The organism is Pseudomonas luteola NBRC 103146, from assembly GCF_002091675.1.
Taxonomy (GTDB): domain Bacteria; phylum Pseudomonadota; class Gammaproteobacteria; order Pseudomonadales; family Pseudomonadaceae; genus Chryseomonas; species Chryseomonas luteola.
The window spans coordinates 178,269-200,646 of sequence record NZ_BDAE01000002.1 but is presented as its reverse complement, the minus strand read 5'-3'; the positions used below and the strand labels follow the sequence as shown (position 1 = coordinate 200,646).

General features: G+C 58.8%; 22 protein-coding genes. 14 read left to right on the top strand and 8 right to left on the bottom strand.

The annotated features are described in order from the left end of the window. Nucleotides 1-3: 3 nt before the first annotated feature. Genes PLU01S_RS03310 through PLU01S_RS03300 form a run of 3 tightly spaced genes read left to right on the top strand, consistent with a single transcriptional unit; the run spans nt 4 to nt 4,787 of the window. Nucleotides 4-492: a GNAT family N-acetyltransferase gene (locus PLU01S_RS03310; RefSeq protein WP_074822079.1), complete on the top strand. Its 489-nt coding sequence runs from the start codon at nt 4-6 to the stop codon at nt 490-492. Continuing rightward, entirely contained in the window at nt 489-1,631 is a 1,143-nt protein-coding gene (locus PLU01S_RS03305) for an efflux RND transporter periplasmic adaptor subunit (protein WP_074822076.1), read from the top strand. The genes PLU01S_RS03310 and PLU01S_RS03305 overlap by 4 nt, the downstream gene beginning before the upstream one ends. Before the next feature lie 9 nt (nt 1,632-1,640). Then, nucleotides 1,641-4,787 (top strand): multidrug efflux RND transporter permease subunit, encoded by a 3,147-nt coding sequence (locus PLU01S_RS03300; protein WP_074822074.1) that lies wholly within the window; start codon nt 1,641-1,643, stop codon nt 4,785-4,787. Nucleotides 4,788-4,874: 87 nt separating this feature from the next. Here the strand turns inward: PLU01S_RS03300 and PLU01S_RS03295 are convergent, their stop codons facing one another. Next, nucleotides 4,875-5,348: a GNAT family N-acetyltransferase gene (locus tag PLU01S_RS03295; protein ID WP_074822071.1), complete on the bottom strand. Its 474-nt coding sequence runs from the start codon at nt 5,346-5,348 to the stop codon at nt 4,875-4,877. A gap of 274 nt (nt 5,349-5,622) precedes the next feature. Then, on the bottom strand, nt 5,623-6,690 hold the full coding sequence (locus tag PLU01S_RS03285; RefSeq protein WP_074822068.1) for an NAD(P)-dependent alcohol dehydrogenase: 1,068 nt from the start codon (nt 6,688-6,690) through the stop codon (nt 5,623-5,625). Between the two features lie 153 nt (nt 6,691-6,843). Here PLU01S_RS03285 and PLU01S_RS03280 point away from each other — a divergent pair, with 153 nt between their 5' ends. From PLU01S_RS03280 to PLU01S_RS03250, 7 genes are all read left to right on the top strand, one after another. After that, nucleotides 6,844-7,794 carry a nucleoside hydrolase gene (locus PLU01S_RS03280; protein ID WP_074822066.1) on the top strand — a complete coding sequence of 317 codons (951 nt, stop codon included), beginning with the start codon at nt 6,844-6,846 and terminating at the stop codon, nt 7,792-7,794. A 224-nt stretch (nt 7,795-8,018) separates the two neighbouring features. Then, complete coding sequence (locus PLU01S_RS03275; protein WP_019366389.1) at nt 8,019-8,270, top strand: hypothetical protein; 252 nt, start codon at nt 8,019-8,021, stop codon at nt 8,268-8,270. A 293-nt stretch (nt 8,271-8,563) separates the two neighbouring features. Then, nucleotides 8,564-9,583, top strand: coding sequence for a phosphate ABC transporter substrate-binding protein PstS (pstS, locus tag PLU01S_RS03270; RefSeq protein WP_019366388.1), 1,020 nt, complete (start codon nt 8,564-8,566; stop codon nt 9,581-9,583). A gap of 73 nt (nt 9,584-9,656) precedes the next feature. Next, on the top strand, nt 9,657-10,637 hold the full coding sequence (pstC, locus tag PLU01S_RS03265; protein WP_074822064.1) for a phosphate ABC transporter permease subunit PstC: 981 nt from the start codon (nt 9,657-9,659) through the stop codon (nt 10,635-10,637). Further along, nucleotides 10,637-11,512, top strand: coding sequence for a phosphate ABC transporter permease PstA (pstA, locus tag PLU01S_RS03260; RefSeq protein ID WP_010795787.1), 876 nt, complete (start codon nt 10,637-10,639; stop codon nt 11,510-11,512). The genes pstC and pstA overlap by 1 nt, the downstream gene beginning before the upstream one ends. Beyond that, nucleotides 11,509-12,282, top strand: a complete 774-nt coding sequence (pstB, locus tag PLU01S_RS03255) for a phosphate ABC transporter ATP-binding protein PstB (protein WP_010795788.1) — start codon at nt 11,509-11,511, stop codon at nt 12,280-12,282. The genes pstA and pstB overlap by 4 nt, the downstream gene beginning before the upstream one ends. 132 nt (nt 12,283-12,414) lie before the next feature. Continuing rightward, nucleotides 12,415-13,050: a LysE family translocator gene (locus tag PLU01S_RS03250; protein WP_010795789.1), complete on the top strand. Its 636-nt coding sequence runs from the start codon at nt 12,415-12,417 to the stop codon at nt 13,048-13,050. A 37-nt stretch (nt 13,051-13,087) separates the two neighbouring features. Here PLU01S_RS03250 and PLU01S_RS03245 read toward each other — a convergent pair whose 3' ends face one another. Beyond that, nucleotides 13,088-13,996 carry a M23 family metallopeptidase gene (locus tag PLU01S_RS03245; RefSeq protein ID WP_010795790.1) on the bottom strand — a complete coding sequence of 303 codons (909 nt, stop codon included), beginning with the start codon at nt 13,994-13,996 and terminating at the stop codon, nt 13,088-13,090. Nucleotides 13,997-14,423: 427 nt separating this feature from the next. On the opposite strand from PLU01S_RS03245, the gene PLU01S_RS03240 reads away from it, so the two are divergent. Further along, nucleotides 14,424-15,014 (top strand): Yip1 family protein, encoded by a 591-nt coding sequence (locus tag PLU01S_RS03240; RefSeq protein ID WP_074822062.1) that lies wholly within the window; start codon nt 14,424-14,426, stop codon nt 15,012-15,014. 104 nt (nt 15,015-15,118) lie between these two features. On the opposite strand, the gene PLU01S_RS03235 is transcribed toward PLU01S_RS03240, so the two are convergent. Further along, entirely contained in the window at nt 15,119-15,583 is a 465-nt protein-coding gene (locus PLU01S_RS03235; RefSeq protein WP_083397826.1) for a DUF192 domain-containing protein, read from the bottom strand. Between the two features lie 185 nt (nt 15,584-15,768). Here PLU01S_RS03235 and PLU01S_RS03230 point away from each other — a divergent pair, with 185 nt between their 5' ends. Then, on the top strand, nt 15,769-17,469 hold the full coding sequence (locus PLU01S_RS03230; protein WP_074822059.1) for a histidine kinase famiy protein: 1,701 nt from the start codon (nt 15,769-15,771) through the stop codon (nt 17,467-17,469). Nucleotides 17,470-17,495: 26 nt separating this feature from the next. Next, the gene (locus tag PLU01S_RS03225; protein ID WP_074822056.1) at nt 17,496-17,873 is read left to right on the top strand and encodes a response regulator; all 378 of its coding nucleotides are present in this window, start codon (nt 17,496-17,498) and stop codon (nt 17,871-17,873) included. A 92-nt stretch (nt 17,874-17,965) separates the two neighbouring features. On the opposite strand, the gene fecE is transcribed toward PLU01S_RS03225, so the two are convergent. From fecE to PLU01S_RS03205, 4 genes are read right to left on the bottom strand one after another with little or no spacing between them, the layout of a single operon-like run. Continuing rightward, nucleotides 17,966-18,739 (bottom strand): Fe(3+) dicitrate ABC transporter ATP-binding protein FecE, encoded by a 774-nt coding sequence (gene fecE, locus PLU01S_RS03220; protein ID WP_074822053.1) that lies wholly within the window; start codon nt 18,737-18,739, stop codon nt 17,966-17,968. A 4-nt stretch (nt 18,740-18,743) separates the two neighbouring features. Next, a complete protein-coding gene (locus tag PLU01S_RS03215) occupies nt 18,744-19,712 on the bottom strand; it encodes an iron chelate uptake ABC transporter family permease subunit (RefSeq protein WP_074822050.1) in 969 nt (322 codons plus the stop codon). Continuing rightward, nucleotides 19,709-20,671, bottom strand: coding sequence for an iron-dicitrate ABC transporter permease FecC (fecC, locus tag PLU01S_RS03210; protein ID WP_074822620.1), 963 nt, complete (start codon nt 20,669-20,671; stop codon nt 19,709-19,711). Before fecC ends, PLU01S_RS03215 begins: the two co-directional genes overlap by 4 nt. A gap of 35 nt (nt 20,672-20,706) precedes the next feature. Next, nucleotides 20,707-21,618 (bottom strand): Fe(3+) dicitrate ABC transporter substrate-binding protein, encoded by a 912-nt coding sequence (locus tag PLU01S_RS03205; protein WP_074822618.1) that lies wholly within the window; start codon nt 21,616-21,618, stop codon nt 20,707-20,709. Nucleotides 21,619-21,866: 248 nt separating this feature from the next. Here PLU01S_RS03205 and PLU01S_RS03200 point away from each other — a divergent pair, with 248 nt between their 5' ends. Continuing rightward, nucleotides 21,867-22,319 (top strand): hypothetical protein, encoded by a 453-nt coding sequence (locus PLU01S_RS03200; RefSeq protein ID WP_139208679.1) that lies wholly within the window; start codon nt 21,867-21,869, stop codon nt 22,317-22,319. Nucleotides 22,320-22,378: the final 59 nt, after the last annotated feature.

The window sequence follows — 22,378 nt, the reverse complement described above, 5'->3', positions numbered from 1 at the left end:
CTCATGACCATTACCCTACGCGCTATCCGCGAGAGCGATGCCGAGGCTTTGGCATCGATTCTGAACCAGCCGGGCACGCGCCGGGGTACGCTGCGCCTACCCTACCGACCCACTCAGAGCATGAGCGACTGGATCAAGCAGTACCCCGCTGAAGACGTTCGGGTACTGGCCGAACAGCAAGGCAACGTGTTGGGCTTTGCAACGCTCAACCGTATGAAAGGCCGGCGGATTCATGTGGCGGAGCTGGTCATTGCGGTTGGGGATGACCACACTGGTAAAGGCGTGGGAACCCAGCTGATGGCGGCACTGATCGATGCCGCCGACAACTGGATGAACCTCAAGCGTGTTGAGCTGACGGTATACACGGATAACGCGCCGGCTATCGCCCTGTATGAAAAATTCGGCTTTGTTCACGAGGGCACTCAGATCGCCTATGCCTATCGTGACGGTGCCTACGTGGATGTCTATTGCATGGCCCGGGTGAGCGCATGAAGGATGTGGTAAAGGGCGCGCTGCTGGCGCTGGCCGTGTTGCTCCAAGGTTGTGAACCCACCGAAAAGGCAGCCGAAACGCAAACGCCAGCCGTCCCGAAGGTGGACATCGCAACGGTTACGCCCTCGACGGAGCCGCTGACCACGCGTCTCACCGGCCGGATGGAGGCCTATCGTACGGCAGAAGTCCGTGCCCGCGTGGAAGGTATCGTGGAGGCTCGCACCTACCAGGAGGGCCAGGAGGTCAAAGCCGGTACGTTGCTGTTTCGTATCGACCCGGCTCCGCTCAAGGCCGAGTTGGCTGCGGCAGAAGCCGAGCTGGCCCAGGCACGGGCGGCTGCCGATGCCGCTGAAGACATTGCCAAACGCTCCAGGCAGCTGATGGCCGATGAGTCCATCAGCGCCCAGCAGTACCGCAAGGATTTCTTTACCGAGAAGCAGGCACGGGCTACCGAGAAGGCAGCCGAAGCCAAGGTACAAAGCGCCCGCCTGAAGCTCGCCTATGCCAACGTGACCTCGCCGATTGCCGGCCGCGCACGCCGGGCCGAGGTCACGGAGGGTGCACTGGTCGGTCAGGATGAAGGCACCAAGCTAACTACAGTCGAACAGATCGACCCGATTTATGTGAATTTTGCCCAGCCCATGGCTGATTCCCTGGCGCTCCGGCAGAGCCTTCAGCAGGCCGACAAGCGCGAGAAGCCCATCCTGCGCCTGCGACTGAGCAATGGCTCGACCTACCCTTTGAACGGCACCCTGCTCTTCTCCGATTGGGCAGTGGATGAGAAGACCGACACCGTAGCCATGCGCGCCATCTTCGACAACCCGGACCACCTGTTGCTACCAGGCATGTATGTACAGGTTGAATTGCAGCAACCCAGCGAGAAGCAGGCTGTTCTCATTCCCCAGCAGGCCCTGACGCGTACCCGTGAAGGCGCCTATACCATGGTTGTCGATGAGACCAACCACGCCCACAGCCGCCCGATTTCCGCCGATACGCTCGAAGGCAACCAGTGGCGCGTCACGGACGGCCTGAACGCCGGCGAGCGGGTCATTCTCAGTGGCAGCGCCCTGAAGGACGGCCAAGCCGTAGAACCCAAGCAAGCCGCCCTGACGACCCAGCCCGTCGCCTCAAAAGAGTAAGCGCAGACCATGTCCTCGTTTTTCATTGCGCGCCCGGTATTCGCCTGGGTCGTCGCCATCATGATTTTTCTAGGCGGAGGCCTTACGGCGCTGCGTCTGGCGGTGGAGCAATATCCAAACGTCTCGCCTCCGCGGGTAGGCATACAGGCCTACTACCCTGGGGCTTCAGCCGAGGTTATCGAGCGCACTGTGACATCGGTGATCGAGCGCGAGCTGAGTGGTATTGAGGGATTGCTGTACTTCGCCTCCGACAGTACCGCCACGGGAGAGGTGGAGATTGGCCTGTCCTTTGAGCCGGGCACCAATCCGCAGATCGCCTCCATTGAAGTGCAGAACCGCATCAAGCGCGTCGAGGAGCGCCTGCCGGAAAGCGTGCGGCGCCAGGGCATCGAAGTGGACAAGAGTGGTGACAACGACCTGCTGTTCGTCACGCTTCTGGCAGATAACCCGAACATCACACATATCCAGATGGGCGACTACGCCACCACCGTGGTACGCCCTGCCTTGCTGCGCGTGCCCGGCGTAGGCAAGGTAGAGGTCTATAGTCCCGAATACGCCATGCGGATCTGGCCGGACGTCCACAAGCTCACCGCCATGGGCGTGACCACTTCAGATATGGTCAGCGCTATTAACCGCTATAACGAGCGCATTACCCTTGGCTCCATTGGCACGCCCCCAGTGCCTGCCAATACCACACTGACGGCCCCGCTGACGGTTGAGGAAATCCTCGATACACCGCAGTCCTTTGGCGCGGTTCCGCTGCGGGTCAACCCGGACGGGTCGGCCCTGCGCATTCAAGATGTGGCCCGTGTCGAGCTGGGCGGCAATTATTACACCTACCCCTCCTACGTGAACGGCAGGCCTTGTGGCGCCATTTCCATCAAGCTTGCTCCCGGCGCCAACGCGCTCAGCACGGCGCAGGCGGTCAAGGCCACACTGGCGGAGCTGTCCCAGCAGTTCCCACCGGGCATGCACTACCAGACGGCGTTCGATACGACGACCTACGTGCATATGTCCATCGTGAAGGTGGCCTATACGCTGATCGAGGCGATGGTGCTGGTCTTTCTGGTCATGCTGGTGTTTCTGCAAAACCTGCGCGCCACGCTGATCCCGTCCATCGTGGTACCGATAGCCCTGGCCGGCACCTGTGGCGCCATGTTGGCACTGGGTTTCTCCATCAACGTGCTGACCCTGTTCGGAATGGTCCTGGCTATCGGGATTCTGGTGGATGATGCCATCGTAGTAGTGGAAAACGTCGAACGCATCATGCGCGAGGAAGGACTGGCGCCCCGCGAGGCAACGCTCAAGGCCATGCAGCAGATCAGCGGCGCCATTGTGGCAATTACGCTGGTACTGACTGCCGTGTTCATCCCGATGGCGTTTTTCGAGGGCGCTACGGGCTCGATCTACCGGCAGTTCTCCGTGGCGCTGGCCGTGCCGATGGCCTTCTCGGCATTTCTGGCGCTCACGCTGACGCCCGCCCTGTGCGCCACGCTGCTCAAGCCGGCAACACCACACGCTGTCCGCCTGGGCAAGGTAGGACGCTGGGCGGCTTCCCTATCGGCAGGCTATCAACGCAGCCTGGGCGGTGTCCTGAATCGACCGGTGCGCTTCGTGCTGCTGTATCTCGTTCTGCTGGCCGTGCTGGCGCTTCTGTTCAGCCGCCTGCCCGGTTCCTTTGTGCCGAACGAAGACAAAGGCAGTTTTGCCACCGTCGTGCTGCTTCCCACCGGCTCGACCCAGGAAATGACGCATCAGGTGGTAGAGGAGGTACAGGCCTATCTGCGCAGCGACCCTTCGGTCGGCCAGCTCTTCACCCTGCAGGGCTTCAGTTATTTCGGCGGCGGAGAGAACGCTGCCATGATCTGGCCCACGCTCAAGGACTGGTCCGAACGCAAGGCGCCCGATCAGCACGTCGATGCCATCATCGCACGACTGAACGAGCACTTTGCCAATGGCGTCGCGTCGATCCCCAACGTCACTATCCAGGCCTTGAACACCCCGCCGCTGCCCTCCATGGGACGCACCGCCGGTATCGACATGCGTCTTCAGGACCGCGCAGGGCTTGGGCACGAAGCCTTGCTGGCTGCCAAGGACAAGCTCCTGACACTGGCACGGCAGAATCCTGTATTCGCTACCGCCACCTACTCGGGGCAGGACGACACGCCGCAGCTCAAGGTTTCCATTGATCGCTTGAAAGCCCAGAGCATGGGCGTCTCGGTGGATGAGATCAACTCGACCATGGCCACCCTTTACGGCTCGCTCTATGTAGGGGACTTCATCCATGACAATCAGGTCCGCCGAGTCGTCATCCAGGCCGAGGGCAAGGACCGGCAACAACCTGACAGCCTGCTCCAGGCTCGCGTTCGTAATGCCGACGGCGAGATGGTGCCGCTAAGCACCTTCGTGACGCTCAAATGGACGGTGGGCACGATGGCTATTGAGCACTTCAACGGCTTCCCCTCGCTGTCCATCAACGCCACACCGGCGGCGGGCTACAGCACCACCCAGGCGATGGACGCCATGGCACGTCTGGTCGGCGAGCTACCCACCGGAGTCGGCTACGAATGGGCTGGGCAGTCCTACCAGGAGCGGCTGTCCGGCGATCAGACACCCCTGCTGTTCGGCCTGTCCATTCTGGTGATCTTTCTGTGCCTGGCAGCGCTCTACGAGAGTTGGTCGGTACCTTTTGCAGTCATCCTGGCGATTCCGCTGGGCATCATCGGTGCGGTCATGGCCACTACGCTGCGCGGACTGCCGGACGACCTGTACTTCAAGGTCGGCCTCATCACCATCATGGGCCTCACTGCCAAGAACGCCATCCTCATCATTGAGGTGGCCCGCGAACTCCAGCATGAGGGCACTCCCTTGCGTCAGGCCATTCTGGACGCCGCCCGGATGCGCCTGCGCCCTATCGTCATGACGTCCCTAGCCTTCATGTTCGGCGTGCTGCCCCTCATGTTTTCCCAGGGCCCGGGCTCGGCCAGCCAGCACGCCATTGGCACCAGCGTTTTCGGCGGCATGCTCTCGGCCACGCTGCTGACCCTGTTTTTCGTCCCGCTCCTGTATGCACTGGTCATGCGCTTCAAACGGCGCGCGGCCTCTGCTGCGTCTTCCTCCCCTACGGACAGGACGGCCCATGAGCTTACGCCTTGATGCGCTGCTTTCGCACCCTTCAGACCCTGATTTCCAGCGGACGGCAGACCGGTTGATCTGGCTTTTAAAGAATGAGCCGCCCGGCTGCTAACCGGTTTGCTCGGCCAGGATCAGTCGCATGCCAATGACATCCACATCCGAGCGCAGCTCCACTGGTTTGAAGCCGAGCTTGTGGTACAGCGACTGTGCCACGGCATTGTCCCAGTAGACGCGCAACGTAACCATGGAAGCGCCTGTGTCCGCCACAGCCTGCCGAATCAGTTGCTCGCACAACTGCTTGCCATAACCGTGGCCCCGCCAGTCAGGCGAGACGATGATGCGGCACAAATGGACGGTATCGGGCGAGACGGTTCGGTATTGCCCAAAGGCAAGCGGCCGATTGGCGCCTTCTACCAATGAAAAGCTCTTGCCGGGCACCTCCAGCAGTTCCGGCAACTCAACGGCAGTAAACGGATACCTGAGCAGGGGCCCTGCCCAGCGCGCGCAGGCGTCAGCCGTAGGCACCCAGGCAACCAGTGCCTCGTAATCACTGGGAATCGGTGCGCTTAGTGTGGCAGTCATGGTGCAAACCTCCTCTTAGGCCTGCCGGGCCATCAACAGCTTTACGTCCACTGGACTGGGCTGCTCAATACGATAGTGGTCCCGCGGTTGGGAGCAGGAGCCTTGCTAACCATACCGCCTGGCTGTGCCAGCGTACCTGCCCGGTGCTTAGGCTGGAAGGCGATATGACCGTGGAGGCACGCGTAAGGTGTGTTGTGGCTGAACTCAAGCGACTGGCCCTTCTACCCCACCTATAAAAAAGCCCGCACAGGGCGGGCTTTTTGTCTGTCAGTGATCAGGCGGCGACAGAAGCGGCCTCTTTCAGCGAGGCCATATCGATCACGAAACGGTACTTCACGTCCCCCTTGAGCATGCGCTCATAGGCTTCGTTGATGTCCTGCATCTTGATCATTTCGATGTCGGAGACGATGTTGTGCTTGGCACAGAAATCCAGCATTTCCTGGGTCTCGGCAATTCCGCCAATCAACGATCCGGCAATCTGGCGACGCTTGAAGATCAGGTTGAACACGTCGGGAGACGGATGCGGCTCACCGGGCGCGCCCACCAGCGTCATGGTGCCGTCACGCTTGAGCAAGGAAATGAACGCGTCCAGGTTGTGCGAGGCGGCCACGCAGTTAAGGATGAAATCAAAGCTGTTCAGGTGTGCATTCATCTCGTCCTGATTTTTCGACACTACCACTTCGTCAGCACCCAGTCTCAACGCGTCGTCTTTCTTCTCGGGCGAGGTTGTAAACAGTACGACATGGGCCCCCATTGCATGGGCAATCTTGACCGCCATGTGACCCAGGCCGCCCAGACCAACGACACCGACCTTTTTGCCCGGACCGACCTTCCAGTGACTGAGCGGAGAGTAAGTAGTAATACCGGCACACAGGAGCGGTGCAACGGCAGCCAGATTTTCGGTATGAGTGATCTTCAGAACAAACTTTTCGCTGACGACGATATTGTCAGAGTAACCGCCATAGGTATTCTCGCCGCCAAAGACCGGCCCGTTATAGGTACCAACGAAACCGTTCTCGCAATATTGCTCCAGCCCTTCATTGCAGGAAGAGCATTGCTGACAGCTGTCGACCATGCACCCTACGCCAGCCAGATCGCCTACCTTGAAACGGGTCACATGATCACCAACCGCTACGATACGACCAACGATTTCATGTCCCGGTACTGACGGGTATAGCGTGTTCTTCCATTCATTGCGCGCAGTGTGCAGGTCCGAATGGCAGACGCCGCAGTACAAAATATCGATCTGTACATCGTGTGGGCCTACATCACGCCGGTCGAAGTTGTACGGTACCAGTGGATCCTGAGGGGAATGAGCGGCATAGCCCTGAGACTTGATCATGCTTATCGTCCTCTTGCAGAAGGCCGTAACGGCCAGAAAAAGGCAGGAAACAGTGGACTCGTTTCCACCGGCAAAGTTACCGTGCCCCTATCGGGTCCTGGCGCGCCTTGATGCAAACGCCACCACCCCCTTTAGCAAGAAGGACATGACCGCATGACAACCCCTATCATTTTCGACACCGATCCGGGCATTGATGACGCCCAGGCCATTGCCATCATCATGGCTGATCCGGGCATCGAAGTGGTTGGCCTGACCACCACCTTCGGCAATGTCTCGATCGAGACGGCCACGCGTAATGCCTTATCGCTTGTCGAGCTGGCGGGTCAGGACATTCCCGTGGCCCAGGGCATGGGTACTCCGCTGGAAAAAACGCCTCACCCTGTTCCCGCCCATGTGCATGGCGATGACGGCCTGGGCAATCTGAACCTGCCCGCCCCGACGCGTCAGGCGGTGTCCCAAAGTGCGGCCGAGTTCATTGTCGAGGAAACGCGCAAGCGCCCCGGCGAAATCACCCTGGTGGCTGTCGGCCCGCTGGGTAATCTGGCTAAGGCCCTGGAGCTTGATCCGGACGTTATCCACCGCGTAAAGCAGGTGATCGTCATGGGCGGCTCGATCCGTGAGGGCGGCAACGTTACGCCACTGGCGGAAGCCAACATGTTTTCCGACCCGCATGCAGCCGCCCGCGTCATGACGGCTGGCTGGCCGCTCACGCTGGTAGGCCTGGACGTTACCCACCGCACCTGCCTCGATCCGGTGCGCATGCAGCGCATCACCGAAGCGCACCGCACCCTGGGTCCACTCTTGGCCCATAGTTACGCCTTCTATGCCAAGTTCTACAAATCGGCCCTGGGCATAGACGGCTGTACACCCCATGACAGCTGCGCCGTAGCATTCCTGCGTCATCCGGAGTGGTTCCAGACCGTACGCGGCCACCTGAACGTGATAACCGAGGGGCTTGCCGAAGGCCAGACCGTATTTGCACCCGAAGGCCGCCAGTTCGTAGGAGACCGGTGGAACCAGTCACCTCTTGTCGACGTGTGCATGGGCATCGATGGCGAAGCAGTCGTGCACTGGATGGAAGAGGTCCTGACAGCCAACACCTAAGCCCGGTCATGGCGCTACGGCTCATTTCGTAGCGCCCGCACGATGGGTGGCGCACAGCGATACCCATCGCCTCTACCGCCACAGTTTTTTTCTGCTCAAGCATTGCCGTAGTTCTCAGTTTTCAGGCTCAACCACTGCAGACAGCCGCTTGCGTGGCCCTCGCTGGAACTAACGCAAAGCGGCTGTCTTCCAAGCGACATCATTATGAGAAGGGGGAGTACACCATGCGCCAATGGTTAGCCATCCTGTTTACAGCCTTGGCCCTGGCAGGACTCGGCGGGTGTGATGACCAGCCTGAGGACCACCGCAAGGAGGCTGCTGAACACGCGCAAAAGGCCAAGGAGCATGAAGCCGCCGGTAATCAGCAGGCAGCCGATGCCGAGCGTGCCGCCGCGGCAGAAGCTGATCATGCCGCGCGCCTTGAGGAAGCTGAAAAAGACCCTCAGAAAGAAGGTAATGCCGAATCACCGCGTTAAGCCTTCCAGGCTGACTCACGTAATAACCTGTCTTAAAACCGACCGTGACAGCACCCACACGGTCGGTTTGCACAAATAGACAAAAAATTTCGGATAAACCTTCCATATCCTCCGGAACCCTTTGTTTTCAGGGGGATAACGACAATTTAAAAGCCGAAAAACACGCCTGGATACAATCTCCTGATGGCTCAGTGCCGCTTGTTCATAATTCTGTAACATATTTGTCGCTTTAATTTCACGTACACAAACTAGCTTCTGCCTCACTTAACAGCCAGACATGCCTAGGAGGCATCGTGTACGCCACTCGCACTTTCCGTCTTGCCGCTCTTCTGTCTGCTCTCTGCCTGAGCACGGTCGCTCATGCAACAGACGTTACAGGCGCCGGTTCCAGCTTCGTCTATCCGGTACTGTCGAAGTGGTCTCAGGCTTACAGCCAGAAAACCCAAAACCGTATCAACTACCAGTCCATTGGTTCGGGCGGCGGTATTGCCCAGATCAAGGCGGGCACGGTTGATTTCGGTGCCTCCGACGCCCCGCTGAGCACTGACGATCTGCAAAAGTCAGGTCTGGGTCAGTTCCCCAGCGTGATCGGCGGTATCGTACCGGTCGTTAACGTGGAAGGCATTGCGCCCGGCCAGTTGAAGCTGGACGGCGAAACCTTGGCCAAGATTTTCATGGGTACCATCAAGACCTGGAACGACCCGGCCATCGCCGCGCTGAACCCGGACCTGAAGCTGCCTTCGGCCAACATCACCGTCGTACACCGCTCCGACGGCTCGGGCACCTCCTACAACTTTACCAACTACCTGGCTAAGGTTAGCCCTGAGTGGAAGGAAAAGGTCAACTTCGGCACCACAATCAACTGGCCGACCGGTGTAGGTGGCAAGGGTAACGAAGGGGTTTCTGCCTACATCAAGCAGATCAAGAACTCCATTGGTTACGTGGAATACGCCTATGCCCTGCAAAACAAGATGTCCCATGCTCAGCTGAAAAACGCGGCAGGCACCTTTGTTGAGCCGAACGCGAAGAGCTTCCAGGCCGCTGCTGATACTGCAGACTGGGGCGCCTCCAAGGACTTCAACCTGCTGATGACCAACGCGCCAGGTGCTGACGCGTGGCCAATCACTGCCACGACGTGGGTGATCATGTACAAGGAACCGAAGAACGCCGAGCGTAGCAAGGTCGCCTTCGATTTCTTCAAGTGGTCCCTGGAAAACGGCCAGAAGGATGCCGCTGCACTGGACTACGTTCCGCTGCCGGACTCCCTGGTCAAGAAGATCGAGGCGTATTGGGCATCTGACTTCAAGAGCTGATTCCCCACTGCCCCTCCCCGTGCACCCTGCCTCGATCGTCGAGGCGGGGTGCACTGCTGAAGGATCCTGAAAAATGCCCGCTATACCCTATACGACCGCCACCCGGGAACAACGAGAGCAGCGTGCCAGACGCGATACGCGCCATGACCGCTGGTTCCGTATTACCCTGCTGACCGCTGCACTGCTTGTCCTGTTCGTCATGCTTGGCGCAGCGGTATCCACACTCTGGGGTGGTCGCCTGGCCTTTACCACCTTTGGCTGGTCCTTCTTGACCAGCAGCGAGTGGGACGTGGTCAACGGACGCTTCGGCGCCCTGGTGCCTATCTACGGCACACTGGTTACCTCTCTGATTGCGCTGATTCTGGCCGTACCGGTCAGCTTTGGCATCGCGCTGTTTCTGAGCGAGATCGCACCACCGTGGCTGCGTACGCCGGTTGCGTCCGCAGTCGAACTGCTTGCCGGCATCCCCTCGATCATCTACGGGATGTGGGGCCTGTTCGTATTCGGCCCGTTCATGGCGGAGTATCTGGCGCCCTGGATCAATGACTATCTAGGCGCTATCCCGGTTATCGGCGGCCTGTTCCAGGGTCCGGCGCTGGGTATCGGTATGCTGAGCGCCGGCATTATTCTGGCGATCATGATTCTGCCCTTCATCACATCGGTGATGTATGAAGTCTTCCGTACCGTTCCACAACAGCTGAAAGAATCGGCCTATGCATTGGGCTCGACGACATGGGAAGTCTGCTGGGATATCGTTCTTCCCTACACTCGCTCAGCAGTCGTCGGCGGTATCTTCCTGGGCCTGGGACGGGCGCTTGGAGAAACCATGGCCGTGACCTTTGTATTGGGTAACGCCCACCAGCTGTCCCTGTCGCTGATGATGCCCAGCAGCTCCATTGCTTCGGTCATCGCTAACGAGTTCAACGAGGCCTACACGGATCTGCACCGCTCCTCGCTGATCGCCCTGGGCTTTTTGCTGTTCGTCGTCACGTTCATCGTGCTGATGCTGGCCCGTCTCATGTTGGCGCGTATGTCGCGTCGGGCAGGTAATTGATGGCCGTCAACGAAAACCTCTATCGCGCCCGCAAGATCAAGAACGCCATCGCCATGACGCTCAGCAGCGCGGCGGCGATCATCGGCCTTGGCTGGCTGGTCTGGATTCTGGCCACTACCCTGATCAAGGGTGGTAGTGCGCTGAGCCTGACGCTCTTTACCGAGATGACGCCACCGCCCGGCGCCGAAGGGGGCTTGGCCAACGCCTTGTATGGCAGCGTGCTGATCAGCCTGCTTGCCCTGGCTATTGGTGCGCCCATCGGCATTCTGGCCGGACTATGGCTGGCCGAGTTCGCTCGTACCTCCAGGCTGGGCACGGTGATTCGTTTCGTGAACGATATCCTGTTGTCCGCCCCGTCCATCGTGATCGGTCTGTTCGTCTACACCGCCGTCGTGATCCCGATGAACCAGTTCACCAACGGCTCGATCAGCTTTTCGGGCTTTGCCGGTGGACTTGCGCTGGCCATGCTGGTGATTCCAGTGGTGACCCGGACCACGGACGAAATGCTTCAGCTGCAGCCTGCCTCCCTGCGTGAGGCGGCCCTGGCGTTGGGTATTCCGCAGTGGAAAGTCACCATTGAAATCCTGCTACGCGCAGCCAAAGCTGGTGTGGTAACAGGCGTTCTACTATCCATGGCGCGTATCACCGGTGAAACAGCGCCGCTGTTGTTTACCGCCTTTGGCAACCAGTTCTGGAACTCCGACCTGCTCAAGCCGATGGCCAGTGTGCCGGTCACCATCTTCCAGTTCGCCATGAGCCCGTTCGAAAGCTGGCAGGCCCTGGCATGGGCAGGTGCGCTGTTGCTAACTATCTTTGTCCTGGTCCTGAGCCTTCTATCCCGTTTCGTTTTCTCCCGTAATAAAGGTGCCCAATGAGCAATCTTCAGACGCATATGCCAGAAATCTGCGCGCGCAACGTTGGGTTCCAGTACAAGAACCATATCGCGCTGAAATCCATCAACCTGGATATCCCGGCCAACAAGATCACCGCGATCATTGGCCCATCCGGCTGCGGCAAGTCCACGCTTCTGCGTATCTTCAACCGCATCTATGCCGAATACCCCAATCAGAAGGCTACCGGCGAGATCCTGCTTGATGGCGAGAACATCCTCGATCCCAAGTATTCGCTGAGCCGCCTGCGCAGCACCGTGGGCATGGTATTCCAAAAGCCGGTGCCCTTCCCGATGTCGATCTTCGACAACGTGGCCTATGGCATTCGCCATCACGAGAAACTGTCCCGCGTTGAAATGAACGATCGCGTGGAACAGGCCCTTCGCGGCGCGGCATTGTGGGATGAGGTGAAGGACAAGCTCCAGCAGAGCGCGTTGGGTCTTTCCGGCGGTCAGCAGCAGCGCCTGTGTATCGCCCGGACCATTGCCCTGCGTCCCCGCGTACTGCTACTGGACGAACCCACGTCAGCGCTCGACCCGATCTCCACCATGAAGATTGAACAGCTGATCACGGACCTGAAAGAGCAGTTCACTGTTGTGATCGTGACCCACAACATGCAACAGGCCGCCCGCTGCTCGGATATCACTGCGTTCATGTACCTGGGTGAATTGATCGAAGTGGGGTCGACAGACCTGATCTTTACCAAGCCTAAGCAAAAGCAGACCGAAGACTACATCACCGGACGGTTCGGTTGATGTAGCGCAACAGCACGCCACGCCTCGCTTATGGGTGTCTCTCAAGGACCTTGAGCGAGGCGTGGTGCTTCTACCCCCTTTACGTTGTACCGCCCTCCCTGCACTATCTCTTGCTCCCCATTACGAGAAGAGATGATTCACATGCTCTCACCTGAGCAATTCTTAAGCTTTCTGGCCTTGGCTCTTTTGATCACCGCCTCACCGGGTCCAGACAATTTGATGGTTCTAGGTATTGGCGTCTCCAAAGGGCGCCTGCGCGGCATGGTATTTGGCTTTGGCTGCGCACTCGGCTGTCTGGCGCATACCGCCTTGGCCGCGCTGGGCGTCAGTGCACTGATTGCCGCCTCGGCCACGGCCTTCACTGCCCTCAAGATTGCCGGCGGGCTCTACCTGATATGGCTTGGTATCCAGGCGCTGCGTAGTACCGGGCAGACGCGTATCAACAATGATGTTCAGATTGATGAGTCGCTGAGCAAGCTGTTCTTCAAAGGTCTGTTCGCCAATGCGATCAATCCAAAAGTCGTGCTGTTCTTCCTGTCCTTTTTGCCGCAGTTCGTGATCGCCGAACAGGGTCATGCCAGTCTGCAAATCCTGCAGCTGGGCGTACTGTTCACACTTCAGGCGGCGGTGCTGTTTGGTCTGTTGGGGTACTTCTCGGGCGCAGCCGGGCAATGGCTGCAGCGAAAGCCCCGTATTGGGCTATGGCTCGATCGAGTCGCAGGCGGCATTTTCGTCGCGCTGGGCGTGCGTCTGATCGTTTCACGCTGATAGGCAGGCGGGGCAAGCGGGCCCCGCCATGCGATGTTTACTGCCCGCCCAGCGCGAAGTTGGGCAACTCGCCTACAGGTCTGGCGAAGCGGAAAGGAATGGACACCAGCGCATCCCCCTCGCCCTGCTGAACCACGAAATGCAGGTGCGGCCCGGTACTGCGTCCGGTATTGCCTGACTGCGCCAGGGGTGTGCCTGTCGTAACCTTCTGCCCTTCCCTTACGACAACCGAGCCACGCTTGAGATGCAGATAGGCACTCTGAGTACCATCATCATGCTGGATACGAACAAAGTTGCCTGACGGACTCGGTCCATGCCCGAACTGGCGATTCTGGATCTCGATGACAGTACCGCTACGCGCCGCTACGACGGGCGTGCCTTCAGGCATGGCGACATCCACGGCATAACGGCCTTTGGGCGTATGGTGGCTGAAGTCACCGTTCGCGCCCTGGCTGATAAAGAACGGACCGCCCTGCCAGGGCAAGGAATAGGCGTAGCCGGCTGTAATACTGGCCAAACTGTTGGGGTTGCCCAGCCCGCCGCCACTGCCTGGTGCGAAATGAGGAGAAAAGCTGAACGCCTGGTCATAGTGCATCGGGAAGCCCTGCTGACGTTTCTGTAGCGTGGCCACGCGAAGCTGACTATTGGCTGGGACCGTCTGGCGAATCACGCCATTACCAACCCCGCCTACATTGACAGTACGGCTCAAGCGCACCGTCACCGTTACGGGTACGTCCATATCATTGCGGACTTCCAGCGCTTTGCCTGCTTTGGTGTTCAATGTCAGGAGACGAACACCGCCCTTACGCTTGGCACGAGGCTTTTCCGTGAGGCTCGTTTGATCAGCCTTGCTGATCAGGGAGGTTTCCTTGCTTTGCTCTGCCATGGCCCACGTGGGCGAGGCCAGCAGCCATGAAGTCAATAAAGCTGAACACAAATAGCGCATGCTGTGATCCGTCACTCGGTAAGGTCTGTGCCCACGCTTGATTGGGCGGGCGAAGGGTCGCCGATTGCATGGCGGGATCGGCCTATGATCCAGAGCGAGGAGGTTGAGTTCCAGCGCACACTTTCAAAGTGAGAGGCAAATCAAACTTCCTGATAGCGACCTGACATCAGGCCTTACCATCTATCGGCTCTATGGTGCCCAGCCCAGCTCAGGTAGACCATTCATCGGTCAGTAAGCAGGTAGCCGATCTCTTCATTTCGGATTGATCTTTAAGGTTTGTTACTTATGACCAAATGCTCATAGCAATGACCTGACCAAGCATTTTGACTTTCTATACTGAAAACAGGCCGCACCTCTTGCAGCGGCCTGCTGCGGAGGACCTACAACGTTTCGCCGATTGCGTCCTTCGGCGAAAGTGAGGTGTGTCATGATCAATCACGTTTGGGGCCTTCTGGCCCATCCTGATCGTGAATGGAAGCAGATCGATAACGAGAGGGAGTCGGTTTCCCATGCGTATGCGCATCACATCCTCTGGTTGGCTGCGATTCCAGCAGTCTGCGCCTTTATTGGCACGACCCAACTGGGCTGGAGCTTTGGCGGTAATCATCTTCTTCGCCTGTCACCCTGGACAGCCTTCACGATAGGGGTAATGTCCTATGCCTTGATGCTGGGTGCCGTTTACGTGATGGGCAGTGTGATTCACTGGCTGGCACGGCGCTATCCTGACCGGCCCAGCAAGGAACGCTGCGTAGTCTTTGCAGGTTACATCGCCACACCTATGTTTTTAAGCGGCCTTGTTGCGCTTTACCCGCTGGTCTGGCTGTGTGCGTTGGCCGGGATTGTCGGGCTCTGCTACACCGCCTACCTGCTCTATGTAGGTATCCCGAACTTTCTGAATATCGATCGCCGTGAAGGCTTCATCATGTCGGGCTCGACACTGGCCATTGGCGTGCTCGTGCTTGAACTGCTGATGGCGATGACCGTATTGCTTTGGGGTTACGGCCTACAGTTCGGCTGATACAGTGACGCCGCTCCTGCGGTCGGAGCGGCGTGCTCCACGCCCAGCATGAGGGACCGCCAACGCGTTGCAGGAACCTTTAGGCGTCTGACGCTAGCCAGACGCTATAAACCCTGTACCTGATCACCTGTCTTGACGCCTTGCCGCCTGAACCACCCCTTGTTCATTTCCAGCGCCTGCGTGACCTCGGACGGCGCACAGTGCAAGTCCTCGCTTAACGGCTCCATATCCTGAATATCGACGATACGGCCTCGCGCATCGAGAAAGGCAATCGAGAGCGGCAGTATCGTATCGTGCATCCAGAAGCACACTTTCTTGGGTTCATCGAACACAAACAATATGCCATGCATTTCTGGCAACTGATGCCGATGCATGAGCCCCTGCTCACGCTTACTAGCGGTATCGGCAACCTCGACCGTGACCGTATGAATGCCCACCTGCACCGATTTACGCTCGAACGCCTGAGCATATTCAACCGAGGCGATGAGGACTCCCAGAATAACCGATAGGTCTCGCCGCCGCAGCGCTGAAGCCCGGCGCGTCCAAAAGCACAGCGATAAATACGGCATGATTCCAGAAGCCCTGATGTGATCAACGGAAGGATAAGGCATGAAACCCAATCGAGCCGCTTAAAGTCCATTCAAGAGTAGCTAAGGCATCGACGTCAGGTCAGCGACAGACCCTATCATGACAATAGCCAGGAATGCCGTTCTGCCTTTCTCCGACGGGTTTGTATTTCATATGGGAAGCGAGCATGGTCCTGGGCAAAAGCGATTTCGAACGTGAACAGGCGATTAAGGTTGAAGGCGACGGCCAAAGCGCAGGCGTACCGGCGTCCGGCGAACTGGAAGGCAATGCCTATAACCCCTTGGGCAATCCCGGCGAAAACCATTGGCAGGCAGGTTACGTTACCCACACAGGCCTTGATGAACGTAACAATATCTTTTTTGCCGCGGTGCAGATGACCCGCATGCCGATGGTCGTCTGCGATCCCAATCAGCCTGATACGCCCATCGTATTCGCCAACAAGGCGTTTATGGACCTGACGCAATATACTGAAAAAGACATCCTGGGTCGCAATTGTCGCCTCCTTCAAGGCGAGCAGACCGACCAGACTACAGTTGCCGAAATCCGCACTGCCTTGAGTGAACATCGCGCAGTGGCTGTAGACATTCTCAACTACAAAGCTGACGGAACGCCTTTCTGGAATGCGCTGTTCATGGGGCCGGTGTCGGATCAGAACGGCAAGTTGCTCTACTGGTTTGCCTCGCAGATGGATATCACCCAGCGGCGGCTCACCGAAAACTCGTTTCGGCAGGCACAGAAGATGGAGGCTATCGGGCAACTCACCGCGGGGCTGGCCCATGACTTCAATAATCTTCTACAAGTCATTACGGGCAACCTCGAACTGGCGGGTCAGTACGCACATACCCATCCGATCCTCTCTCAGGCCATTGAGAACGCACAACAAGCGGCCGAACGGGGCGGCAAGCTGACGCAACAGCTGCTGGCCTTTGCTCGCAAACAACGGCTCGAACCCAAACGCCTTAACCTGAACGCCCTGATCGTCGATTTCAGCGAAATGCTGGTGCGGGCGTTGGGCGAGCGAATCGATCTGCGCCTGGACCTCAAACCAGGCCTGCCTTATTGCACGATCGACCCAACGCATATGGAGATGGCCCTACTCAATGTGCTCATCAACGCACGCGACGCCATGCCCAAGGGCGGCAAGGTGACGATTGGAACAGCCACGATAACCAACCGTGAGCGCATTGATGTGCACCACCTGCCTCCGGGTGGGTATGTGGTGATTTGTGTCATCGATGAAGGCGAAGGCATGTCCCCCGAAGTGATTCGCCGTGCCACAGAGCCTTTCTTTACGACCAAGGCGCCAGGCACCGGATTGGGGCTGGCCATGGTTCACGGTTTCGTTCAGCAATCCAATGGACGCCTGGAAATCGAAAGCGAACAGGGCAAGGGGACGGCCGTACGCATGATTTTCCCGATTACGCAGGAGCAGGCTTTTTCTTCGCACCAGCAGCCGTTTCGCGCCTCAACACAGCCTTCAGAGTCGGGCACCATTCTGCTTGTAGAGGACAGTGAAGATGTACGTCGGGTAACTGAGGATTACTTGAGTTCGCTGGGTTATACGGTGCTCTCGGCCCAGAGCGGCGAGGAAGCACTTCAGCTGCTCGACCGCCATGGAAAGGTCGATCTATTATTTACGGATGTGATCATGCCGGGAGGCATGAATGGCCTGGTACTTGTAGAACGTGTCAGGCAGCGGCTGCCTAACCTCCCTGTCCTGCTTGCCACGGGATACATGGATGAGCTGGCCAACCAGAACGTTAGAGACGCTTCGATGAACGTTCTGAGTAAACCCTATCGCCGTAACGAGCTGGTGGACCATATCCATGCGGTGTTCAAGCGTGACAAGCCTTCTTCCACGCCTTGATGCCTTGTGTTCAGTCTGAGGAATACATGCAACACATTCTGGTAGTAGATGACGACACGCAAATCGCCATGTTGTTTGAAGGATTTCTGGAGGCCAGCGGTTATCGCGTAACCGTCGCGAACAATGCCCTGGCAGCGCTTGAAGCCGATGCCCGAGACGCCGCTGATGCGGTGGTCACAGACCTGTCCATGCCCGGCATGAATGGTCGGGAGCTGATCGATCAGTTGCGGGCGCGGCGGCCACACCTGCCCGCTATGATCGTGTCAGGCTATCCCTGCAACAATGATCTGGATAGGGCCAACCGGATCGTAGTACTTATGAAGCCGGTCAGGCTGATGCAGCTTGCCGAACGGCTCAGGGATATTCTGGCCGATGCGCAGACGGCTCATAACCTGACCGCTTAGAGTACAGACCGGAATCACCACCTGATGGGCCCTGTCCAGACGATCTCGTCTAGGCGACCCCGTCTAGGCGACCCCATCTGCCGATACCCTGTTTAGGCTACACCTTCGATGACGCACATCGGGGTGCCGGCGCAGGGCTCTTTCATGACCTGTACCCGGACGCCAAACACCTCTTTCACCAAAGCAGGGTTGATAACCTCGTGAGGTGAGCCGAGCGCTTGCAGGGCACCCTGTTTCATCACAGCCAAGTGATCAGCATAGCGACAGGCCTGATTCAGGTCGTGCAGTACGGTAATTACGGTCTTGCCCTCCCCTGCAAGCGACTGCATCAGTTCGAGCAGCTCGACCTGATGGCAGATATCCAGATAGGTTGTGGGTTCGTCCAGCAGAACCACGGATGCATCCTGCGCCAATACCATGGCCAACCAGGCGCGCTGACGTTGGCCACCGGAAAGGTCCGCCAGCAGCCGACCACGCAGCTCGCCAAGCCCCATGCGTTCAAGCGCTGCTTCCACATGGGGTTTGTCCATCTGGCGCAGACGTCCCCAAAGGCCGTTATGCGGGCTACGCCCGTAGCCCACCAGCTGTTCGACCGTCACCCCCTCCGGCACAGGCAACACTTGCGGCAGAAAGGCAACCTGCCGAGCGATCTCCTTCGCAGACAGAGAGGCATATGCCCTACCGCCCAACCTTATTTCGCCCTGCGTGGGTGTCAGCACTCGGGCAAAGGCCTTGAGCAAGGTCGACTTGCCGCAGCCGTTGGGGCCGATCAAGGCTGTCACCTGGCCGGCAGGTGCCTTGAAGTGAAGCGTGTCGACAATGGCCTTGCTGCCATATCCCAGTGTCAATGCGACTGCTTCGAGCATGGAGTCACCCCTTGAGCCGCGTGAGCAGCCATAGAAAATACGGCGCGCCAATGATGGCCGTGAGAATACCGGCTGGAATCTCAACCGGTGGAATCAGTCCTCGCCCCAAGGTATCGGCCAGTACCAGCAGAATGGCGCCTACAATGGCGCTTGCTGGCAGTAGCCACTGATGACGGCCACCGATCAGGCGGCGCGCAAGATGCGGTGCGACCAGACCGATAAAGCTGACCGGTCCGATGATCGCCACGCCCAGACTTGTCAGGATCACGGCCAGTACCAGCACGGCGAGTCGTGCAGGGCCCAGGCGAACCCCCAGTCCCGAAGCGGCTTCATCGCCCAACCCAATCAGATTGAGAGGTTTGGCCAGCATAAGCGCCAAGGGCAGCCCTGCCAGCAGCGGTACGGCCAGTCCAACATGGTGCCAGGTGCGGCTCCACAGGCTACCGGTCAGGGCTAGCAGGGCGGTATTGATGTTGAGTGGGTGAGACAGGATCAGAAACTCGATCACGCTGCCAAGGGTGAGTGAGATCGCCACACCCGATAACGCAAAACGTACCCCGGAAAAGGATCGCCCGGCACTGTAGAGTGCCAGGGCACCTGCGCCAAGCGCACCTCCAAGGCAGGCTACCCCGGGTAGCCAGACAAGCGAAAGCGCAGGGAAATAGATCAGCGCGATGGTCAATGCCAGCCCTGCACCCTGGGTTACCCCCAGAATCTCGGGTGAAGCGAGCGGGTTGCGAATCACGCCCTGCACCAACGCGCCTGCCAGGGCAAAGCTTCCTCCGGCCAGCACAGCGATCAATGTTCGCGGCAGACGATGCCGCCAGACAAGAAAGTCCTGCGCGTCATGGGCGATAACGTGCTGGATCGCCTCGACAGGGCTCAACCATTGCGTGCCGATGCACAGACTCGCCAGGCAGACGACGAGCAATACGGCAATAAGCGCGATCAGGCTAGCGGCAGGACGGCTCATCGGGAGCGCCTCGCCAGCCATAGGAAAAACGGCGCCCCCACTAGAGCCGTCACTACACCAGCCGGCGTTTCAGCCGGAAACGCCACTGCGCGAGCCAGGATATCGGAGGCCAGAACGATGACCGCGCCAAGAGCGGCACTGGCGGGCACCAGCACACGGTAGTCGTGCCCCAGCCAGTAGCGCGCCATGTTGGGCGCGACCAGGCCGACAAAGCCGATCGGCCCGATAGCACAGACGCTCGCGCCTACCAGCAACAGGCTGACCGCAAAGACCAGCAGCCGCAGCCCGGCAAGCCGAACACCCAGCGAGCGGGCCGCGTCATCGCCCAGGTTGATGAGATTGAGCCGGGGCGCGCAGGCCAGCGCCAGGACGCTGCCGATCAGCACGGCAGGCCACAGCAGTCCAACCTGGCTGTAAGTGACGTTGGCAAAGGAGCCTGCCAGCCAGTTCAGGACATTCTGCGCCTGATCTTCGACCAGAATGATGGTCAGCCGTGTCAATGCCGCACACAGCGCCGCGACAATCACACCGGCCAGTACCAGACGGCCCTGGGTATCCCCCACCGACCACGCCTTGCCCAGGCTGAACACGATCCCCCAGGCAAACGCACCGCCCAGCAAGGTCATGATCATGGCGCCGCCCGGCAATGGCAGCGCCACCAATTCGGTTGAAAAGAGCGCCAGCCCCAGCGCCGCTCCCGCCGTGACACCAAACAGAGAAGGCGATGCTAGCTCATTCCGAGTAATACCCTGCATGAGTGCGCCCGCCATGGCCAATGCAGCCCCTACCAGGGCAGCCGCCATTGCTCGGGGCACACGCAGCTGCGCGACAACAAAGGCAATCTGCGTACCGCCCTGGCCGCCGGAGAACAGCCCGTGGAAGGCATCCTGCCGGGTAATGACAAAGGGCGAGTAGACCGATAACGACAACCAGAACAGCCCAAGGCCTACCGCACTCATCGCCCCGAAAGCAAAGCACAGCGCCAGGGTACGGCTCACTCCTGGTCCTTGCCGGTCAGGATCTTCAGCGCATCCTCGGCAATCTGCTCGGACGCCATGATGCCGCGGTTGCGTGCCCAGACGTTACCGTCCACATCGGCCACATGCCCGGCCTGTACCGCACCGAGGGCCTGCCACAGCGGCTGTTTGCTCCAGGCATCCACCAGACTCGGGTGGCGATAATGCCCGACCAGCAGCCAGCCGGGGTTAAGCGCCAGGAGCTGCTCGAGGCTTACGAACTCAGTCGGTGCTGCGCCAGCACGCACGCTTGGTACCGTCAGGCCAATGGTCTTAAGCACGCTGCCAGCATACGAGTCAGGACCGTGTACGGAAAAGCTGTCTTCCCGGGCCACACCAAACAGGGCCTGGGTGTTGGCAGGAATATTCGCCGCAATGTCCTTGAGGTGCTGGCGATTGGCCGAGATACGATCCTGCATGTCCACGGAACGGTCCAGCGCCTTGCCGATCAATTCAGCTGAGGTAAGGCTGCTTTCGTAATTCTCTCCGCGAGACGGCAGCAGCAGCGTAGGGGCAATGCTGGAGAGGTCGTCATAGAGACCGGCATGACGGCTCTCGTCTGCAATGATGAGGTCCGGCTTCAGCCGGGCAATGACCTCGATATTGGGTTGCGAGCGCAAACCGACAGACGTCCACTCACCAATGGCTTCCCGAGCGCGAGGCAGGACGCGGCTGGCATCGCCGTCATCGGCAACACCCACCGGCGAGACATGAATCGAAGCCAGCGCATCGACAAAGGAAAACTCCAGCGCTACGACACGCTTGGGTGCTTCTGGCAAAGTAAGGGTGTGCTCGCCATCATTGAGCGTGATCGGATTGGCTTGAACCGCTTGGGCGAAAACAACCGCCAGGGAAAACAGACAGAGAGACAGAAATGAGCGCTTTAACATGAGTGACCTGATAGCCCACGGGGCCATTAACGGTAAGGCAAAAAAGCGGGCACTATTCCATATTGGCTCCGCGGGATCAAAACTCTTCACCTTAGCAAGTAAGAGTCATTACCATTTTCCGACCTTGCGGTGACGAATGAAACCCTGGCCGTCTTATGCTGCGTACTTTGCATCCAGGCTTTGAACTTGCGCGTTGTTTCAAGCCTCCTTGTTTACAGGTACATATTCAAATCGAAGATGAGGTCTGCATGAGCATCGAGTCATTGAACAGTGAAGAGCATGTACTGGGAGCCGTTCTGGACGGTGACCGTGAACATCCGCTTTTCGAAGCCTATGTGGCCTATTGCGATGAACGCACCGAGGCCATGCTGGCCTGCGTCAGCTTTCGGCAATGGCTGTCGGAACGTACCCATATCGAGCACGTTGCGGCTGAGCTGGCGGAGCGTGCCCGTCAGGCCGGTATCCGGAAATCGGCTCTGGATGAACTGGTTCGCGATGCGTCAGGGGCCAACCAGCCCGATGTCATCAGCATTCGTACGGACGAGGCGCCGGAGGATGAGGAAGGTGAGATGGAATCGCTGGATACGTTAGAAGCTGAAGATGCGCCACATGGGCTGGAAAGCCAGATCATTTTTCTGATGACCCACTTTGGCATCTCCAAGGTGGAAATCGAAAAGGAGCTGGGACTGCCGCTTGAATAAAAAAGCGGCTACGTCGCTCATGAGTCGACGTAGCCGCCAAACCAGGCCTCAACGGCCTT

Excerpts from the sequence above, each read along its gene's own strand:
- PLU01S_RS03240 (WP_074822062.1), top strand. The coding sequence starts at position 14,424 with ATGATCAATCACGTTTGGGGCCTTCTGGCCCATCCTGATCGTGAATGG.
- PLU01S_RS03200 (WP_139208679.1), top strand. The coding sequence starts at position 21,867 with ATGAGCATCGAGTCATTGAACAGTGAAGAGCATGTACTGGGAGCCGTT.
- PLU01S_RS03285 (WP_074822068.1), bottom strand. The coding sequence starts at position 6,690 with ATGATCAAGTCTCAGGGCTATGCCGCTCATTCCCCTCAGGATCCACTG.
- PLU01S_RS03205 (WP_074822618.1), bottom strand. The coding sequence starts at position 21,618 with ATGTTAAAGCGCTCATTTCTGTCTCTCTGTCTGTTTTCCCTGGCGGTT.
- PLU01S_RS03280 (WP_074822066.1), top strand. The coding sequence starts at position 6,844 with ATGACAACCCCTATCATTTTCGACACCGATCCGGGCATTGATGACGCC.
- pstB (WP_010795788.1), top strand. The coding sequence starts at position 11,509 with ATGAGCAATCTTCAGACGCATATGCCAGAAATCTGCGCGCGCAACGTT.
- PLU01S_RS03310 (WP_074822079.1), top strand. The coding sequence starts at position 4 with ATGACCATTACCCTACGCGCTATCCGCGAGAGCGATGCCGAGGCTTTG.
- PLU01S_RS03225 (WP_074822056.1), top strand. The coding sequence starts at position 17,496 with ATGCAACACATTCTGGTAGTAGATGACGACACGCAAATCGCCATGTTG.
- fecC (WP_074822620.1), bottom strand. The coding sequence starts at position 20,671 with ATGAGTGCGGTAGGCCTTGGGCTGTTCTGGTTGTCGTTATCGGTCTAC.
- PLU01S_RS03250 (WP_010795789.1), top strand. The coding sequence starts at position 12,415 with ATGATTCACATGCTCTCACCTGAGCAATTCTTAAGCTTTCTGGCCTTG.
- pstA (WP_010795787.1), top strand. The coding sequence starts at position 10,637 with ATGGCCGTCAACGAAAACCTCTATCGCGCCCGCAAGATCAAGAACGCC.
- pstC (WP_074822064.1), top strand. The coding sequence starts at position 9,657 with ATGCCCGCTATACCCTATACGACCGCCACCCGGGAACAACGAGAGCAG.
- PLU01S_RS03305 (WP_074822076.1), top strand. The coding sequence starts at position 489 with ATGAAGGATGTGGTAAAGGGCGCGCTGCTGGCGCTGGCCGTGTTGCTC.
- PLU01S_RS03300 (WP_074822074.1), top strand. The coding sequence starts at position 1,641 with ATGTCCTCGTTTTTCATTGCGCGCCCGGTATTCGCCTGGGTCGTCGCC.
- PLU01S_RS03275 (WP_019366389.1), top strand. The coding sequence starts at position 8,019 with ATGCGCCAATGGTTAGCCATCCTGTTTACAGCCTTGGCCCTGGCAGGA.
- PLU01S_RS03215 (WP_074822050.1), bottom strand. The coding sequence starts at position 19,712 with ATGAGCCGTCCTGCCGCTAGCCTGATCGCGCTTATTGCCGTATTGCTC.
- PLU01S_RS03245 (WP_010795790.1), bottom strand. The coding sequence starts at position 13,996 with ATGCGCTATTTGTGTTCAGCTTTATTGACTTCATGGCTGCTGGCCTCG.
- PLU01S_RS03295 (WP_074822071.1), bottom strand. The coding sequence starts at position 5,348 with ATGACTGCCACACTAAGCGCACCGATTCCCAGTGATTACGAGGCACTG.
- PLU01S_RS03230 (WP_074822059.1), top strand. The coding sequence starts at position 15,769 with ATGGTCCTGGGCAAAAGCGATTTCGAACGTGAACAGGCGATTAAGGTT.
- fecE (WP_074822053.1), bottom strand. The coding sequence starts at position 18,739 with ATGCTCGAAGCAGTCGCATTGACACTGGGATATGGCAGCAAGGCCATT.
- PLU01S_RS03235 (WP_083397826.1), bottom strand. The coding sequence starts at position 15,583 with ATGCCGTATTTATCGCTGTGCTTTTGGACGCGCCGGGCTTCAGCGCTG.